The following is a 16067-nucleotide window of genomic DNA, read 5'->3' as shown; positions in this document are numbered from 1 at the left end:
GGGTTTATTTGCCAATCTCCGTCCGATATTACTATTCGATGAGCTTCTTCAGGCATCAAGCATTAAACCTGAAATTTTAAGGGGAACCGATATTTTGTTTTTCCGTGAATTAACAGGTGATGTATATTTTGGAGAGAAAACACGTTCAGAAGACAGAAACACTGCTTCTGATTTAATGATTTACCACCGTTACGAAGTAGAGCGTATTGCGCATAAAGCTTACCAGGCCGCACAACAGCGTAATAAAAGATTATGTTCAGTAGATAAAGCCAACGTTTTAGAAAGCTCTCGCCTGTGGCGCGAAACGGTTCAGGAAATTGCCAAACAATACCCTGATGTAGAAACTGAGCACATGTTTATTGATAATGCAGCCATGCAGTTAATTAAAAACCCTAAAAAGTTCGACGTGGTGTTAACCGCCAACTTATTTGGGGATATTTTAACTGATGAGGCTTCGCAAATTGCAGGTTCAATGGGTATGCTGGCTTCGGCTTCGGTTGGCGAAAGCACTGGTTTCTTTGAGCCAATACACGGTTCGGCTCACGATATTGCAGGTAAAGATGTGGCTAACCCGCTTGCTTCTATCCTATCGGCAGCCTTAATGCTCGAAATTGGTTTCGGACTTAAAGAGGAAGCGAAACTATTGGTTGATACCATTGACCAGGTATTGAAAGAAGGTTTCAGAACACATGATATAGCCGACCAAACTACCAACCGTTTTAAAGTGTTAGGCACAGCCGAAATGGGTAAATTGGTATTGAAATTCTTATCACAAAAATTAATCACATCCTAAACCTAAGATTATGATTCACGACCCGAACAAAGTTTATATTTTCGACACGACCTTACGTGACGGCGAGCAGGTTCCAGGCTGCCAGTTAGATACAAACCAAAAAGTAGAAATCGCTAAATCACTCGAACTTTTAGGCGTAGATGTAATTGAAGCTGGTTTTCCGGTATCAAGCCCAGGTGATTTCAATAGCGTTATCGAATTATCTAAAGCGGTTACTCATCCTATTATTTGCGCCTTAACCCGCGCCAATAAAAATGATATCGATGTGGCTGCCGATGCTTTACGTTATGCCAAAAGACCTCGTATCCACACTGGAATTGGTTCTTCTGATTTCCACATCAAACATAAATTTAACAGCACACGTGAGGATATTTTAGCCCGTGCAGTTGAAGCGGTAAAATATGCCAAAAAATATGTTGAAGATGTTGAGTTCTATGCAGAAGATGCCGGTCGTGCCGATATCGAATTTTTAGCCAAAATGGTTGAAGCGGTAATTGCTGCCGGTGCAACGGTAGTAAACATTCCCGATACCAACGGTTACTGCTTACCAGACCAATATGGTTCGAAAATCCTTTTCTTAAAGGAAAATGTAAAGAATATCGATAATGCAATTATTTCAGTTCACTGCCACAACGATTTAGGTTTAGCTACTGCTAACTCTATTGCCGGTTTACAAAACGGTGCCCGCCAGGTAGAATGTACCATTAACGGTATTGGCGAACGCGCTGGTAATACTTCGATGGAAGAAGTGGTAATGATTTTAAAAACGCACAAAGTATTGGGCTTAAACACCAGCATTGATGCTACTCAGTTTTACGATATTAGCCACAGTGTGAGAAACCAGATGAACATGCCGGTGCAGCCTAATAAAGCTATTGTTGGTGCCAATGCATTTTCGCACAGCTCGGGTATACACCAGGATGGTTTCTTGAAAAACCGCGAGAACTACGAAATTATTAAACCAGAAGATGTTGGTTTTCCTGATGCCACTATTGTATTAACTGCAAGAAGTGGTCGCCATGCCTTAAAACACCATTTAGAGCGTTTAGGTCATAAATTAGAAAAAGAACACCTTGATATTGTTTACAAACAGTTTTTAGTTTTAGCCGATAGCAAACAAGGCATTAACGATACTGATTTAAACCAATTGGTTGCTTTGCATTTAGCGTAGCAATAACCCGTCATTGCGAGGTAAGAAGCAATCTTAAAGCGCTAGGATTTACTAACAGCTATAGTTTTAGAACTGCTTCGTACCTAGCAATGACGAAAAGAAAAATATAAGAGAACAAGTTTTAATACTTGCCCCCTCTAATACCTGATACTATAAAAATGAATACTACAACACCACATACACTGGATTTTAAATCTGCAAACGAAAGGCTCAAAGGCGTGGTAAAACGTACCCCACTTGAGTTTAATGCCGGACTTTCTTCTTACTACAATGCCAATATTTATTTAAAAAGGGAAGATTTGCAGATTGTGCGCTCCTATAAATTACGTGGTGCCTACAATAAAATCAGTTCGCTTCCTCAGGAATCGTTAATTAACGGAGTTGTTTGTGCAAGTGCCGGAAACCATGCGCAGGGTGTTGCCTACTCGTGCAAAAAACTAGGCATTAAAGGTGTTATTTTTATGCCCGAAATTACCCCGAAACAGAAAGTGAAACAAACTTATATGTTTGGTGGCGACAATGTAGAAGTGGTTTTGGTTGGCGATACTTTTGACGATTGCTTAAAAGAGGCTTTGGCTTACAGCGCAGCACATGCCGCAACTTTTATTCCGCCTTTTGATGATGAAAAAGTAATTGAAGGACAGGCAACTGTTGGTGTTGAAATTTTTGAAGATCTACCAGATTTAGACATGGTAGTAATGCCTGTAGGTGGTGGTGGACTGGCTTCGGGCGTAAGCGCATACCTGAAAACAGTTAAACCCGATGTTAAACTGGTAGGTGTTGAGCCATTGGGTGCACCATCAATGGTTACTGCTATGGAACACGGCGGGCCTTTTACTTTAGATGAAATAGATCGTTTTGTAGATGGAGCTGCTGTAAAAAGAATTGGTCATATTACTTACGAATATTGCAAAGAACTGCTCGATCAGATGCATTTGATTCCCGAAGGGAAAATATGTACCACGATATTGAAACTTTATAACGAAGATGCCATTGTAGTTGAACCTGCCGGTGCACTGTCTGTTGCGGCATTAGATCAGCTCAGAGAACAGATTGCAGGTAAAACGGTAGTTTGTATTGTAAGCGGTGGAAACAACGACATAGAACGTATGCAGGAGATTAAAGAGAAATCTTTACTTTTCGAAGGTTTGAAACACTATTTCATCGTTCGTTTTCCACAAAGACCAGGTGCTTTAAAATTATTTGTAAACGAGGTTTTAGGTCCGCAGGATGATATTACCCGCTTCGAATTTATTAAAAAAACCAACAAAGAAAATGGTCCGGCGCTGGTAGGCATTGAGCTTTCTAACAAAAACGATTATGCGAGTTTATTACAACGCATGAAAGATTTTAAATTTGAAATTATCGAACTGAACCAGGATCAGACTTTGTTTGAGTATTTGGTTTAAGATTTAACCGCAAAGGGCGCAAAGTTTATCGCAGAGAACACCAAGCCAAGCCGTCATTTCGAGCGGAGTGCAACGAAGTCGAGAAATCTATCTTGAGATAGATCTCTCCATTCCGCTACGTTTCAGTCGAGATGACGTTTTCTCTACAACAGCACTTAATAATAAAATGAACTTCAAAGACTTAACCAACAAAGCATTAATTTCCGACAGTGATATCGATTGGGAAGATTTAGGCGCTGGCGTAAAACGCAAAATTATGGCTTACGATGAGCACTTGATGCTGGTTAAGGTATCTTTTGAACAAGGAGCCATCGGATCCGTACACAACCACCCTCACCTGCAAATGAGTTATGTAGCTAAGGGAAGTTTTGAAGTAAGTATGGGCGAGGATAAAAAAATCCTGAACGAAGGCGATGTTTTCTTTGCACCCAGTAATGTATTTCACGGGGTAGTTTGCCTCGAAGCAGGATTGTTGATTGATATCTTTAATCCACACCGGGAGGATTTTTTGAAGTAAGACCAATGGTCGTCATTTCGAGCGGAGTCGAGAAATCTATCTCGAGGTAGATCTCTCCGCTCCACTACGTTTCGGTCGAGATGACGACATCATCTGTGACGATCGCCAAGAGGAGTCCTCCATACTAAACCTTCTAGCCTAATCAAAAGTTAACCTCACATTTTTATAACCCAATCCTTCAATAATCGGTTTCAATACATTGGCAGCATTGGTTTTCGTTTGGATTAAAATGTTCGACTTTTTCACTTCAGCAGCTACCTGCCTTTCGGCTGCTTTATAGGCTTCATCCACCAGATCAGCTTCTCTGAAGAAGGCCATTTTGGTATCGTACACCCGTGAATTTTTATGATCAATTTTGACATAACAGATTTCGGGTTGTGGCAAATTTACTACAGCTGTATCGGCATCAATACGGATATCTTCGCTGGTAATTTTGGTTAAATCGATACAGCCAACAGCTTCGGCCTTAACAATGAGCAAAACACTGGCTTCTGGCAAAAAGTCTGTCTTGTTTTTGTGTTCTAAAACGTCACTAATTTGGTACCTAACCAGCTCCAGTTTACCTATAGCCTCAATTTTCTCGACCAGGAGCTGATGCTTACTTTCTACAGTAGTACTAATGCTCAACTTTTTAGCGATAAATAAATAGCCTGCAATCAGTAGGATTAACCAGGGCAAGAGGCGAATAAAGAGCTTCATATTATTTAAAAAACGGAAATTAAACAATTGTTTACCAAGCTCACTGTACAATAATTAATCCATTAATAGCGTCTTGCATTTTTTGGCAGAAGATTTGTAATATCAAAATCACACACACAAATAAAAACTAATCAACATGAAAAAACTAACTATCTTAATGCTTTGCATTGCCACACTAGGTCTGGCTTCCTGCAAAAAAGACACTATTGTTCAAAACACACCGAACATTACCATTTATAAAACCATTCAGCCTAGTGCCTGGGTTGCAACCAGTGATGCTGCAAATGGTTCTTACTTATACGTAGATATTAGCGACAACAGAATTGAACAATATGAAGATGATGGTATCATTTTATCATTTGCACGTTTTAACGATGACGGTTACGATGCCTTACCTTTTACTTACGGAACTGACTCATATAGCTATAGCTCATTCCCCGGAAGAATAAGAGTGTACTTACAGAACAGTGCAAACAGAAATTTAGCACCTGTGAGACCAACAGCAAGTATTGGAGCCCGTATTGTATTGGTTACTTCGTCTTCCGACTAAGTAATTTGTTAAAACTTAGAAAACGGCTAATGTTCAGGTGAACATTAGCCGTTTTTTTATACTACAAAAAATATAAATCAAAACATATAACAGTGTATTATTACTAATATTTTAGTTAGTTTTGTAACTTATACATTTAATGAAAAACAAATATTTAAACGCGTGGATAATTTCACTGATCCTATTAGGTTCTTCCTGTAAAAAACAGGAGAATTTAATTCAAGAAAAATTTGAAAAGAAAATTCAGAAAACTGATCTTATTGGGAATTGGTCTCCAGTCAAAATCGAAACTGTAGTCATTGATAATGAAAGCACAAAGATAATCGCTGATAGTTCGAGATACGTAAAATCTTACGTGCTTGGCTATGTTATTAATTCAGATCACCTCATTCACGACAATAGAGGATCCTATTATGAAATATCAGAATTAAATGACCAACAGTTTTTAGAATATGAATTATATGGTTTCAATCAGAAATTGACACTTTTAAAACTTACAAAAAACACTTTGATATTACAACATAAAAACCTTATCGGGACAATTAAAAAAACGGAAACAATCTATTTCAATAAATCAAAATGAGATACCTAAATTTACTTATAATGCTAAGTTTAATCTTTTGTTTTCACAACTCAGAAGGCCAAACAACCACCATAGATTTTACAAAAACACCGCAAATGAACTCTGGCACATACGACCCAAATTATTGGAGTAGCGGTGGATGCGGAACCTATCATAGATTTGGACCAAATCCTTTACCGGTTGATGGACATAATGTAAGAACAGTAGGAGGTACAAATATGTCAGAAGTATTCACCAATACTTCAACAACTTATCAGTTAAGTCTTTATTGTTTTGGTAATACTAAAACTGGTCAACGAGAAAATGTAGTCATATCTGTGGAATATCCTTTTCTAGCTAATAAAACCTATCTAGTTGAAATAAATGGAAACAATGATCATGATTGGAATAATTGGGTAGTGCCGGTAAACCACTATAATGGGGTTTTTTGGGTAAAGCTAGAAAACAGTCCTAATATAGTTACTAATACAGCAAATCCATGTGAAGAATGGTATACAGCTGTAGAAAAAAGTGTAAATAGATATTCTAAATTGATAGCTGACCGGAGTATTGCATTTGAAAATAAAAACTATACTGTAAAGTTTTCTCCATTAGAAAACAAAAGTGCATTAAAAATAATTTTCGATTCGTCTCCGATAGATCCAAAAGTAATTATTGACAATATTTTCCGGTTAAAGAAAATTAAAATTACGGAAATGCCTTATGAAGAGGATGGTCCATCCTACACTGCCTCATACACTAATGTTCCAAGACCGCGCCCTTGGACCCCTGCTTATGAAATACCAGGAGTAATAGTTCGCCCTACAGATGGACATGCAACCCCCACAAAAAGAGGTTCATTAAATGTCGCTACTAATCAATGGGTTTCTAATGGTGGCAATCTTGGCTATTCAATATACTTAAGTGAAATCACTCAAAATGTATATGTTTCTGAAGTTATTTCTATGTCTGTGAAAGGTGATTTAGTTCAAGATCCAAGAGGTGGACGACCTAGCCAAGCATTAATCGCATTACCGGGGGCATATCAAGGCAACAATTATACATACCAAGTGGTTAATGGCGATATTTTAATTAATGTAACCAACTCTACTAATACACCTCCTACTGTACCAGTAGATTTCGACTTTGCTTATAACTAAAAAATTAAAACTCTAAAAAACGACTAATGTTCAATTGAACGTGGTCGTTTTTTTTGTGCTCTCCCCTGTTCAATTGTATGGCACGGATATGAACGCCATTTCTTTCCAGCAGCAATTCATCATAAAAGCCTTTGTAATACACATCTTTTACTTCATAACGCCTGCTACTCCAGTTGCTATTCACCTCTGCCCATTCGGGATAGAATACCACAGTATCTTTTTGTGTTTTTAAACCAATTTTTTCGGCATCAGCAGCTGGCAAAACCACTGCGTTACCTAAAATTTGGGCTGTATAAATATGGGCTGGGTGCTGGTAAATTTCGGCTGGTTTGCCGGTTTGCAAAAGTTCTCCGTTACGCAAAATCAGCAACTGATCAGCCAAAAATAAACCATCGGCCGGATCGTGTGATACCAGGATCACGGTTACGCCAGTTTCTGCCGCTACACGTTTAATATCGGCACGTAGCTGGTTCTTAAGCAAGGCATCAACCTGACTAAAAGGCTCGTCTAAAAGCAAAACCTGCGTATCCGAAACCATAGCTTTGGCAATAGCCACACGCTGCTGTTCGCCACCGCTCAATTCTATTATTTTTTTATTCTGGAGTGGTAAAATCCGTAGATGTTCCATAATGGCCAAAGTTTTATCGGCTTTGGTTTTCAAGTCTGTATTGGATAATTGTGAGGCAATATTATCGTACACCTTCGCATAGATATTTAAAGAAAAATCCTGAGTAACCATTTTCATCTGCTTATGGCCAGGTATCAGTTGTTCATCTGGTCCTTTAACGTGCTTGTCTTCAAAATAGATTTCTCCTTCATCGGTTTTCAGCAAACCGTAAATTGATTTCAGCAGGGTAGATTTTCCGCTTCCACTTTCGCCTATAATGGCTACTACATCACCTCTTTTGATCTCAAAACTTACATTTTTAATCCCGCCGGCTTGTTCTGCCTGATATTGCTTCGTTAAATTTTTAACACTGATTAGGATATTGCTCACGGGGTAAAGATAGTGAATAAGCTTAATGCAGAAAGACTAAAGCTGAAAGCAAAATCACTTACATAATAAACCAAGTATTTTAACTTCTGAAATGTTTCTGAAAACACGTTAAACAAAAAATCCTGTCTCGCCTAACCGAAACAGGATCTGTTCATTTGTGTGTTGTTGTAATCAAGTCCCTTCAGGGGATATATGGGCTAATTTAACCCAAAAGTAACCCCGAAGCTCATATTTTTTAAACCTGCTTGCTGCGAAGTGGTAAACATATCGTTGAAATAGTATTTGGTAAACAAGCCCAAACCACCGTATCCGAACCTGATTGTACCTCCGTAACGAACCGACTGAAAGTGGTAGCTATCGTATTGTTTCTCTTTACCACGCTCTGCACTGATTTGTTTAATCTTTCCGTTTAACAAAAAGCTCACTTCAGGACCTAACACCAGGTAAAATCTTTTGCCATTTCTATTTTCTGAAGTGCGGAATTCAAAGTTTAATGGAATATGCACATAGCTGCTCGAGAAACGATTTTTAGAGAAATGTACCGGCGACTGATCGGTGTAAACAAATTCATTTGAATTTTTAGCGATGGTAATATCTTTTCTTAAACGAATCAAAGTCCAATCGAAACCACCCGCTACATACACTTTAAAGTTCGAATTAAAACGGTAACCAAGTTGTAAGATATCAAAAGAGAATGTACTGGTTTTACCACCTTTGTAATCTAAAAAATCATTGTTTGGCGATAAATTAAAACTTCCGTTATCAATTAACCTCGAGAAACCCAAATCAACCCGGGTAAAGGTAATTCCGCCAACAAAACGACCTTTTTTAACTGAATCTGCTGTTTTACTTTTTATAATAATACCATGACCTTCACTGTAATCCATTTTCTTTTTGGTGGTATCTTGTTGTGCAAAAGCACCTGGAGCCATAACACCGGCAAGCCCGCTTACCAAAAGTGTTGTAAAAATTAGACGTTTCATATCTGTGTGTTTGTTATGTTTAATTTTGTAATATTTTAATATCAGATGCTGTTAACTGAAAACTGATAACTGTGAATTGCAAACTGTTATTTCTTCCGTTTGCCTATTTTAAAGGGCCCGATATTGATTGATGATAGCGAAGAATCGTCGTCATCAGTTCTGAACTGGATAAACTTATCTTTCCGCTTATCTACCTTGTTTACGATCAGGTTTACCACATCGCCCACATTACGGATATTTTTAATATTCTGCTCATCGTTATCATTAATGGGTTCATCTACCTTAACTGGCGTAGGATTAGCCGCAATTACGATCTCTTTCTCAGGCTGAAGAATCGCTTCTTCAATTCTTGTCTTAATATCCTTTTTAGGTTCTTCTGTTTTAGCTATAGTAGTTCCTTGTTTTAAAAGTTCGGGAGCAGTAACTATTTTTTGTTTTTCTACAGGTTTAACTACTTTTTTAGCGGTAATTTTAGCCAAACTGGTAGCTAGTTTAGTGCTAACTGGTAAAACTACTTCTGTCTTTTCAATTGGCTTAACCTTGGTAACAACCGAATCCTGAACAGGTTGCTCTACCACAACTGGTTTTACTTTAGGTACAACATAGCTTGTTAACTGTTTAGGATTAACATTTTGTTTCTGATAAACTAAAATACCTGCTGTAACTACCACTAATACCGCAGCTGCCGATAACCAGTAAATGGGTATAATCCTTTTTTTCTTTGGCTCAATTTCGCTTTCAATATTGCTCCATAAATCCCGCGATGGTGTGATCTCTGCATCGTCAAAAGCATTTTTAAACAGCTGATCAAAATCCTTATCCTGTGTAGGTTGCATAACCAAATCCCTCCATTTTTATAATTTCTTCCTTTAATATTGCCCGGGCTCTCGATAACTGCGATTTACTTGCTCCTTCTGAGATGCCAAGTGTTTCGCCTATTTCTTTGTGCGAGTAGCCCTCTATTACGTACATGTTAAAAACCATCCGGTAACCATCTGCCAGTTTTTGTATCACTTTCATCAGGTCTTGCATACCTAAACGGCTAAAATCAAATCCTGTTGAAGGTTGTTCATAGGCTTCGTCTATTTCAACCACATTTAAGCTGCGCAGGTTTTTGCGGTAACTTTCAATGGCTGTGTTTACCATTACCCTTCTAATCCAACCTTCAAAAGAACCTTCCCCCCGGTATTCCTTAATTTTCTGAAAAACTTTAATGTAACCCATTTGCAGTACATCTTCAGCTTCCATCTTATCTTTGGCGTAGCGCATACAAACGGCCAGCATTTTCGATGCAGTTTGCCTGTACAGCAGCTCCTGCATCTTCCGGTCGCCGGCTTTGCAGCCTTCCATCAAATCGTTTATCGTATAGCTTCGCGTCAATTTCATTGTGTGTTTGTATATAGAAGATGGTCAATTACAAACAATGGTTGCATGGGGTAGTAGAAAAAGTTAAATAAAGTTAAATTTATTTTTACAACCACTGATTATCAGCAAGATAAACATGCAGCAGTTTCCAGAGAAAGATATAGATTTTTTATGGAAAAATGAACAGGCAGCATTTCTTAGCAGGATGTCCCGCTATCCGCTCCAAAGCCTCGGTTCGTTCCTTGCCTTCGTGCTTTCGCTTCTATCGGGTTTAAAAAACATAAGGTGATGCTCAAAAACAATAAACCTCGTAGGTTTTAGAAATCTACGAGGTTTGAAAATTATTTCATTGCACCTAAGTTCAGTCAGATGCAATGAATGAGGAAACAAGCGTTTAGTTTTTCGCTTTTACCTTTCTGCCTTCTTCACCTTAAACAATTTAAAGTCCTGTTTGTAGGTTAAGAAAAATGAGTGGTTAAACTGAAGTTGTTTATCAGTATGATCGAGGTCGATATGTGGTTCGAAACGAACATCGAGATATAAATGTGGGACCAGCTCTTTTTGGTAAGCATAACGCAGCGAAACAATGTTTCGGGCACTCTGCCTTAAACCAGGACTGTATAAATTATCTGAAACTGATTCATAAAGTGGCATACCTTTAATCGAAATAAAATTATTCCCTTTCCAGTATGAGGCCACTAAACTTCCCCATTTACTTTCTACACCTGCATTCAGCCATAACCCAAAACCACCTTCGTAAGCCCTTCTTTTATCGGGCGAAAGGTCTTTATACACTGCAACATAGTTATCGGCATATACCTGCTTAATATTCGTATTAATGGCCTTATGTAATTTTAAACCTGCCGCACCATTAAATAAAGTGCTAATCGGTATGTCTTTAAGCACATCAATCTGACCGCCCTGGTGAAAAGCTAAAAACTGTGCAGGTACACTAAATTTCCAGCCATTACTTTCGGCAAGTGTGGTTTCGGTAGATAAACCACCTATAATTTCTTCCTTGGCCGGGTCGCCTTTATAAATCATCTTCTGCCAGGCAATCCAGGCATCTAAATTAAATCTTTTGCGTTCTACCAAAAGCTGTGTACCATATTCAATTGGTGTAGTAATGGTTCTTTCGAAATCGTAAAGCGGCTCAATGTATTTATGCTGAATGCCACCTTCTAAGCTTCCGAAAATTAAGGTCAGGTTTCTTTTGTGGTACTTTAAACTGAATAAAGGTTTGGCATCGCTCACCCCATTTCTACCAAAATCTTTACGGATAAAAGCTCCGGCAGTAATGGCCAGATTCGGGTGCGCATAATATACAATTTGCGGCTGTAACTGTGTACCATATAAGGTATAACCATCGTGAAAATCGTTGGTATACTCGTAATTACGCACATAATTGAAATTGTAAAAATTAAAATGTACCTCGTTGGTTAAACTGCTATCCGGGCGGATCCTGTTTTCGAAAGCCGATTGATTAAATTGCGCCGAAGCTAAATAAGAACTGAAGAGAAAGGATATAAAAAGTACGGTCTTTTTCAGACCCGTTTGTATAAACATGAGCTTGGATTTTATGGCTCAAATTTAGAATAGTTTTTCGTTTATTTAACCGCGAAGTATACTAAGTTTACGCAAAGAAAACAAAGTTGCTCTTTGTCTGACCACGAAGGCACAAAGAACACAAAGCTTTTGCAACGCCCCTGATTACAATAGTATCCTTGACTTAGTGCCTTTGCCTTAAAAGGCTATTCACCGCGCTTTTTACGATAATTTTTATATAATTTAACTGCAATCATTATGGCCATAGCAACGCCCATAATGCCGATTAAACCATAAACCCAGTTGAGAGCATTTTTAAGGATAACCACAAATACAATGGCAATCATAAAAATGGTAGCGAGTTCGCGCCATAAACGCAACTGGAAACTGCTTAACTTAAAATGATTGTTTTTAAGCTGTTTTACGATGTCTTGGCAAATGAAATGATAAACAAGTAAACCAACAACGAAAGCAAGCTTCACCCACATCCAATCGGCCTGTAGCAGCCCTTGGTTTAAAGTTAACATAGATGCTCCTGCCAATACCGAAATAATCATTGCCGGAGTGGCAATAATTTTCCATAAAGTATCCTCCATTTTAACAAACTGTTTCTGGAGGATACTTTTTTCTGGTTCGGGTTTCTCGTTAGCCTCGGTATGGTAAATAAAAATACTTAAAATATAAAATAACCCAGCCATCCAGCTAATCACAAACACAATGTGAACCGCTTTAAAGTAAGCATAATATGGCAACAAGGTTTCTATCATTTTAGTTATTCTAACTTACGTCATGCTGAACTTGTTTCAGCATCTCTTTTGTAGAAGAGACCCTGAGCTAAATCCAATAGCAGCGTGACGTGATTTAGTGATTATGCTTGAGCTATCAATTAATACCTAAACTCCTTCACTACTTCAATCGCATATTTTACGTTATCGAAAGGAATATCTGGCATAATACCGTGACCTAAGTTAAAGATAAAACCTTCGGTACCACGCATGCGTTCGAATAATTTGTGGATCTGTGCTTTAATAACGGCTTTATCGGCGTATAAAATATGTGGATCTAAATTACCTTGTACAGCAATACCTTTTGGCAAAGCATTTTTAATATTCAATAAATCAGCATTCCAGTCAACCGAAATTACATCTGGCTTAGCCTCAGCCATAATTGGCGCAAAAACCGAACTTCCTTTACAGAAAGAAATAACCGGAATATCTTTTCGGTTTAAGTTTGAAATGATTTCCTGAATGTAGCGATGAGAAAACTCCTGGTAATCGTTCCACGATAAGGCAAGCGCCCAACTGTCAAAAATCTGGATAGCGTTTACACCGGCAGCAATCTGAAGGTTAAGATAATCGGCAGTTACTTTAGCAATTTTTGCTAAAAGCTTATGTGCCAACTCTGGTTGGTTGTGTATAAAAAGCTTGGTTAATTTGAAATCTTTAGATGAACCACCCTCAATTAAATAGCTCATTACCGTAAACGGTGCACCAGCAAAACCAATTAACGGAATCCTGTTATCCAAACGTTGTTGAATAACTTTAATCGCGTCAGCTACATATTGTAATTCATCTAAACAATCAACATTCAGGTTTTCAATATCTTGTGCAGTACGTACAGGATTTGCAAACTTAGGACCAACACCTTGCGTAAAACTTAAATCTCCGCCCATGGCTTCACCTGTTACCAAAATATCGCAGAACAAAATCGCGGCATCAATATCCAACAAATCAACTGGCAGCATGGTTACATCTGCTGCAATTTCAGGGTTTTTACACATCTCTAAAAAAGAGTATTTGTTTTTAATCTCCCAATATTGCGGCATAAAACGGCCTGCCTGACGCATCATCCACACGGGTGGGCGTTCTGTTTGTTTTGAAAATGCTGCGTCTAAAAATAAATTATTCTTCATGATTTGTATTTGGTGTTGTACTTATCCTCGCCCTGAATTCATTTCAGGGTCTAACTTACAAAGAGATGCTGAAATAAATTCAGCATGACGAATTGCTAAAGAACGAATAGTCCAAAATATTAATTTCGCAAAGGTATAAATAAAAAAAAAACGAAGTACCTTTTTATCGCTAAACTGGTGCTTCGTTATTCAAAATGACAATAGTCCTATTATATTTTGCTTATTTCCTTTTCTATTTTAACAATGATGTCTTTCGATCGCTGTGTTTCGGCCAGTTCTTTAGCCAGTTTGGTATAGGCCTCTGCCCTTTCCCGATCTTTTTTACGCAAAGCTAAATTAGCCAGATGAATCAATACATAAGCCTTCTCGTTCTTACCTCCCACCGGAAAACGGCTGGCCAGTTGAAAGTGATACTCGGCCTTATCCCACTCCTCTTCTTTCAACGCCATGTTACCTTGCATAAATTCATAGTAACCTCTGCGGCTTTTAGCTAAACGCTCTGGTTTTGCCACCTCCGCAAGCAAAGCTTTCACTTTACCAAATTCGTTATTTTTAAAATGCTTTGAAGCCATTAAAACCGAACTGTGTTTAAAATGACTCCACACAACAAAGGCAAATAAAAGCCCCGAAACGGCTGCCAGCTGATATTGATTATAAAAAACACAAACCAAACCGGCCAGCACAAAAACTGCCATTAAAGCATACCTGCCTTTATTATTGTACATTAATGACTATCGGTAAATTTATAACCTACCCCACGGATGGAGTGAAAGTAAACTGGATTTTTTTGATCTGGTTCGAAATACTTACGGAAAGTTAAAATGAAGTTATCGATCGTTCTGGTTGAAGGATAAACATCGTAATTCCAAACTGTTTCCAAAATCTGTTCTCTCGAAACTGCATCGTTTTTGCGCTCGATTAACAGTTTCAATAACATGGTTTCTTTTTTGGTTAATGGTGTAATGGTACCATCATCGTGTTTCAACTCAAAAGAGTTAAAATAGATTGTTTTATCGCCGATTTTGTAAGAATTTAATTCCTTTAAATCATCAGATTTTAAACTGCGTTTAACCAAAATACCAACTCGAAGAATCAGTTCTTCTAAGTTAAATGGTTTAACCAAATAATCGTCGGCTCCTTTTTTCAAACCTAAAACACGGTCTTCCGAAGTGTTTTTTGCTGTTAAAAACATAATCGGAACTTCTGCATTTTCTAAACGTATGGTTTCGCAAACCTGGAAGCCATCCATTTCGGGCAGCATTACATCTAATACAATCAGATTGAAGCGTTCTTCTTTAAATACTTTAAGAGCGGTTTTGCCATCTTTAACGGCGTGAACTTTATATCCTTCAAGTTCGAGGTTTAATTTAATAGCATCTAACAAGTGATCCTCGTCTTCTACCAATAGAATTCTTAATTTTTGTGACATAATTGAGATTAACTAAATGTTACTTCAAAAATACTTCCCTGAGGCAGATTGTCTTTTACTGTAATATCTGCATCATGGTATTGTAAAACCTCTTTCACAATAAACAAGCCTAAACCTGTTCCTTTTGCTTTTCTGACATTCTCGTTACCAACGCGGTAAAACTTATCAAATATCAACATTTTTTCGGCATCTGAAATACCCGGGCCTTTATCCAGCACACTGAGGTGAATATGCCCATCTAATTCGTTTAAAAGCACATTTATCTCGTCGCAAGGGTTCGAATACTTTACTGCATTTTCAATCAAATTGGTCACTACTGACGATAAGGCAAATTTGTCACCCACAAGCTGCAAATTTGGCTGGATTTTAGCATTTATGATCTGCTCACAGCCACAGGAGTGTACTTGTAATCGGTCGGTAATTTTAGCTACCAGCTCTGAAAAATTAAATGCCTCTTTCGGAAAACTATACGAGCGGTTTTCAATCTTGGTTGCCAACAGCATATTTTCGACCAAATCATCTAAACGTTCTATATCTTTTAATGAGTTATTCAATAATGAAGTTTGCCTGGCTTTATCAAGATCTCTTTTTACAATAGTTTGTATCGAAAGTTTGATGGCAGCCAGCGGCGATTTCAGCTCATGTGTAATCGACATCAGAAAATTTTGCTGCTGTTCTCTTAATTTATCCTCGCGTTTTAATGATTGGTGTAAAAAATAACCGCCAATGCAGAGCAAAAATAAAAACACCGACCCCTCGCCCATAATCATGGTCATGCGGCTTGGCTGCAAGCGCACCACCAAAGTACCCCACGAAATGAGCTGGATTAATGCGTAAAGCAGTAACGCGTAAAATATGATTATTGACTTCTTCATCTTTCGATTTTTCCTTCGGGTTGATTACACAGATTTTTGGATTACACAATCTGGCTCCTATTTCAGCGTTCTTTGTGCAAACTTTGTGCGCATTGTGGTT

18 protein-coding genes are annotated in these 16067 nt (G+C 38.1%); 7 read left to right on the top strand and 11 right to left on the bottom strand.

Annotated elements, in window-relative coordinates; translation table 11 throughout:
* The 4 genes from leuB to DBR40_RS00795 form a co-directional block, all read left to right on the top strand.
* Positions 1-793 (top strand): 3-isopropylmalate dehydrogenase (gene leuB, locus DBR40_RS00810; RefSeq protein ID WP_233603742.1); only part of this gene is annotated, 793 nt, incomplete at its 5' end.
* A gap of 10 nt (positions 794-803) precedes the next feature.
* The gene (locus DBR40_RS00805) at positions 804-1964 is read left to right on the top strand and encodes a 2-isopropylmalate synthase (RefSeq protein WP_124557912.1); all 1161 of its coding nucleotides are present in this window, start codon (positions 804-806) and stop codon (positions 1962-1964) included.
* 158 nt (positions 1965-2122) lie between these two features.
* A complete protein-coding gene (ilvA, locus tag DBR40_RS00800) occupies positions 2123-3373 on the top strand; it encodes a threonine ammonia-lyase IlvA (RefSeq protein ID WP_124557911.1) in 1251 nt (416 codons plus the stop codon).
* A gap of 166 nt (positions 3374-3539) precedes the next feature.
* Complete coding sequence (locus DBR40_RS00795; protein WP_124557910.1) at positions 3540-3890, top strand: cupin domain-containing protein; 351 nt, start codon at positions 3540-3542, stop codon at positions 3888-3890.
* A 138-nt stretch (positions 3891-4028) separates the two neighbouring features.
* Here DBR40_RS00795 and DBR40_RS00790 read toward each other — a convergent pair whose 3' ends face one another.
* Complete coding sequence (locus DBR40_RS00790) at positions 4029-4589, bottom strand: DUF4230 domain-containing protein (RefSeq protein ID WP_124557909.1); 561 nt, start codon at positions 4587-4589, stop codon at positions 4029-4031.
* Between the two features lie 136 nt (positions 4590-4725).
* On the opposite strand from DBR40_RS00790, the gene DBR40_RS00785 reads away from it, so the two are divergent.
* The 3 genes from DBR40_RS00785 to DBR40_RS00775 all read left to right on the top strand — a co-directional run bounded on the left by DBR40_RS00785 (position 4726) and on the right by DBR40_RS00775 (position 6861).
* Positions 4726-5139 (top strand): hypothetical protein, encoded by a 414-nt coding sequence (locus DBR40_RS00785; protein ID WP_124557908.1) that lies wholly within the window; start codon positions 4726-4728, stop codon positions 5137-5139.
* Between the two features lie 139 nt (positions 5140-5278).
* Positions 5279-5722 carry a hypothetical protein gene (locus tag DBR40_RS00780; RefSeq protein ID WP_124557907.1) on the top strand — a complete coding sequence of 148 codons (444 nt, stop codon included), beginning with the start codon at positions 5279-5281 and terminating at the stop codon, positions 5720-5722.
* A gap of 20 nt (positions 5723-5742) precedes the next feature.
* Positions 5743-6861, top strand: coding sequence for a hypothetical protein (locus DBR40_RS00775; protein WP_124557906.1), 1119 nt, complete (start codon positions 5743-5745; stop codon positions 6859-6861).
* A gap of 4 nt (positions 6862-6865) precedes the next feature.
* Here the strand turns inward: DBR40_RS00775 and DBR40_RS00770 are convergent, their stop codons facing one another.
* From DBR40_RS00770 to DBR40_RS00725, 10 genes are all read right to left on the bottom strand, one after another.
* Positions 6866-7858, bottom strand: a complete 993-nt coding sequence (locus DBR40_RS00770) for an ABC transporter ATP-binding protein (RefSeq protein ID WP_124557905.1) — start codon at positions 7856-7858, stop codon at positions 6866-6868.
* A gap of 197 nt (positions 7859-8055) precedes the next feature.
* Positions 8056-8841, bottom strand: coding sequence for an outer membrane beta-barrel protein (locus tag DBR40_RS00765; RefSeq protein ID WP_124557904.1), 786 nt, complete (start codon positions 8839-8841; stop codon positions 8056-8058).
* 86 nt (positions 8842-8927) lie between these two features.
* Positions 8928-9677: a hypothetical protein gene (locus tag DBR40_RS00760; RefSeq protein WP_124557903.1), complete on the bottom strand. Its 750-nt coding sequence runs from the start codon at positions 9675-9677 to the stop codon at positions 8928-8930.
* Positions 9658-10227: an RNA polymerase sigma factor gene (locus DBR40_RS00755; RefSeq protein ID WP_124557902.1), complete on the bottom strand. Its 570-nt coding sequence runs from the start codon at positions 10225-10227 to the stop codon at positions 9658-9660. Before DBR40_RS00755 ends, DBR40_RS00760 begins: the two co-directional genes overlap by 20 nt.
* A gap of 387 nt (positions 10228-10614) precedes the next feature.
* A complete protein-coding gene (locus DBR40_RS00750; RefSeq protein ID WP_124557901.1) occupies positions 10615-11772 on the bottom strand; it encodes a hypothetical protein in 1158 nt (385 codons plus the stop codon).
* A 185-nt stretch (positions 11773-11957) separates the two neighbouring features.
* The gene (locus tag DBR40_RS00745) at positions 11958-12518 is read right to left on the bottom strand and encodes a CopD family protein (RefSeq protein ID WP_124557900.1); all 561 of its coding nucleotides are present in this window, start codon (positions 12516-12518) and stop codon (positions 11958-11960) included.
* Between the two features lie 119 nt (positions 12519-12637).
* A complete protein-coding gene (gene hemE, locus DBR40_RS00740; RefSeq protein ID WP_124557899.1) occupies positions 12638-13663 on the bottom strand; it encodes a uroporphyrinogen decarboxylase in 1026 nt (341 codons plus the stop codon).
* A gap of 209 nt (positions 13664-13872) precedes the next feature.
* The gene (locus tag DBR40_RS00735) at positions 13873-14388 is read right to left on the bottom strand and encodes a hypothetical protein (protein ID WP_124557898.1); all 516 of its coding nucleotides are present in this window, start codon (positions 14386-14388) and stop codon (positions 13873-13875) included.
* On the bottom strand, positions 14388-15092 hold the full coding sequence (locus tag DBR40_RS00730) for a response regulator transcription factor (protein WP_039477978.1): 705 nt from the start codon (positions 15090-15092) through the stop codon (positions 14388-14390). Before DBR40_RS00730 ends, DBR40_RS00735 begins: the two co-directional genes overlap by 1 nt.
* Positions 15093-15100: 8 nt before the next feature.
* The gene (locus tag DBR40_RS00725) at positions 15101-15967 is read right to left on the bottom strand and encodes a sensor histidine kinase (protein WP_124557897.1); all 867 of its coding nucleotides are present in this window, start codon (positions 15965-15967) and stop codon (positions 15101-15103) included.
* Between the last annotated feature and the right edge of the window lie 100 nt (positions 15968-16067).

It is taken from the genome of Pedobacter sp. KBW01 (genome assembly GCF_003852395.1).
Lineage (GTDB): Bacteria > Bacteroidota > Bacteroidia > Sphingobacteriales > Sphingobacteriaceae > Pedobacter.
The sequence above is the reverse complement of the archived record's forward strand: the minus strand, read 5'-3'. Positions and strand labels throughout refer to the sequence as shown.

Bases quoted from the DNA above. Each gene is read 5' to 3' on its own strand.
- DBR40_RS00780 (WP_124557907.1), top strand. From the start codon at position 5,279: ATGAAAAACAAATATTTAAACGCGTGGATAATTTCACTGATCCTATTA.
- DBR40_RS00805 (WP_124557912.1), top strand. From the start codon at position 804: ATGATTCACGACCCGAACAAAGTTTATATTTTCGACACGACCTTACGT.
- DBR40_RS00745 (WP_124557900.1), bottom strand. From the start codon at position 12,518: ATGATAGAAACCTTGTTGCCATATTATGCTTACTTTAAAGCGGTTCAC.
- ilvA (WP_124557911.1), top strand. From the start codon at position 2,123: ATGAATACTACAACACCACATACACTGGATTTTAAATCTGCAAACGAA.
- DBR40_RS00795 (WP_124557910.1), top strand. From the start codon at position 3,540: ATGAACTTCAAAGACTTAACCAACAAAGCATTAATTTCCGACAGTGAT.
- DBR40_RS00760 (WP_124557903.1), bottom strand. From the start codon at position 9,677: ATGCAACCTACACAGGATAAGGATTTTGATCAGCTGTTTAAAAATGCT.
- DBR40_RS00755 (WP_124557902.1), bottom strand. From the start codon at position 10,227: ATGAAATTGACGCGAAGCTATACGATAAACGATTTGATGGAAGGCTGC.
- DBR40_RS00750 (WP_124557901.1), bottom strand. From the start codon at position 11,772: ATGTTTATACAAACGGGTCTGAAAAAGACCGTACTTTTTATATCCTTT.
- hemE (WP_124557899.1), bottom strand. From the start codon at position 13,663: ATGAAGAATAATTTATTTTTAGACGCAGCATTTTCAAAACAAACAGAA.
- DBR40_RS00775 (WP_124557906.1), top strand. From the start codon at position 5,743: ATGCTAAGTTTAATCTTTTGTTTTCACAACTCAGAAGGCCAAACAACC.
- DBR40_RS00785 (WP_124557908.1), top strand. From the start codon at position 4,726: ATGAAAAAACTAACTATCTTAATGCTTTGCATTGCCACACTAGGTCTG.
- DBR40_RS00790 (WP_124557909.1), bottom strand. From the start codon at position 4,589: ATGAAGCTCTTTATTCGCCTCTTGCCCTGGTTAATCCTACTGATTGCA.
- DBR40_RS00725 (WP_124557897.1), bottom strand. From the start codon at position 15,967: ATGAAGAAGTCAATAATCATATTTTACGCGTTACTGCTTTACGCATTA.
- DBR40_RS00735 (WP_124557898.1), bottom strand. From the start codon at position 14,388: ATGTACAATAATAAAGGCAGGTATGCTTTAATGGCAGTTTTTGTGCTG.
- DBR40_RS00765 (WP_124557904.1), bottom strand. From the start codon at position 8,841: ATGAAACGTCTAATTTTTACAACACTTTTGGTAAGCGGGCTTGCCGGT.
- DBR40_RS00730 (WP_039477978.1), bottom strand. From the start codon at position 15,092: ATGTCACAAAAATTAAGAATTCTATTGGTAGAAGACGAGGATCACTTG.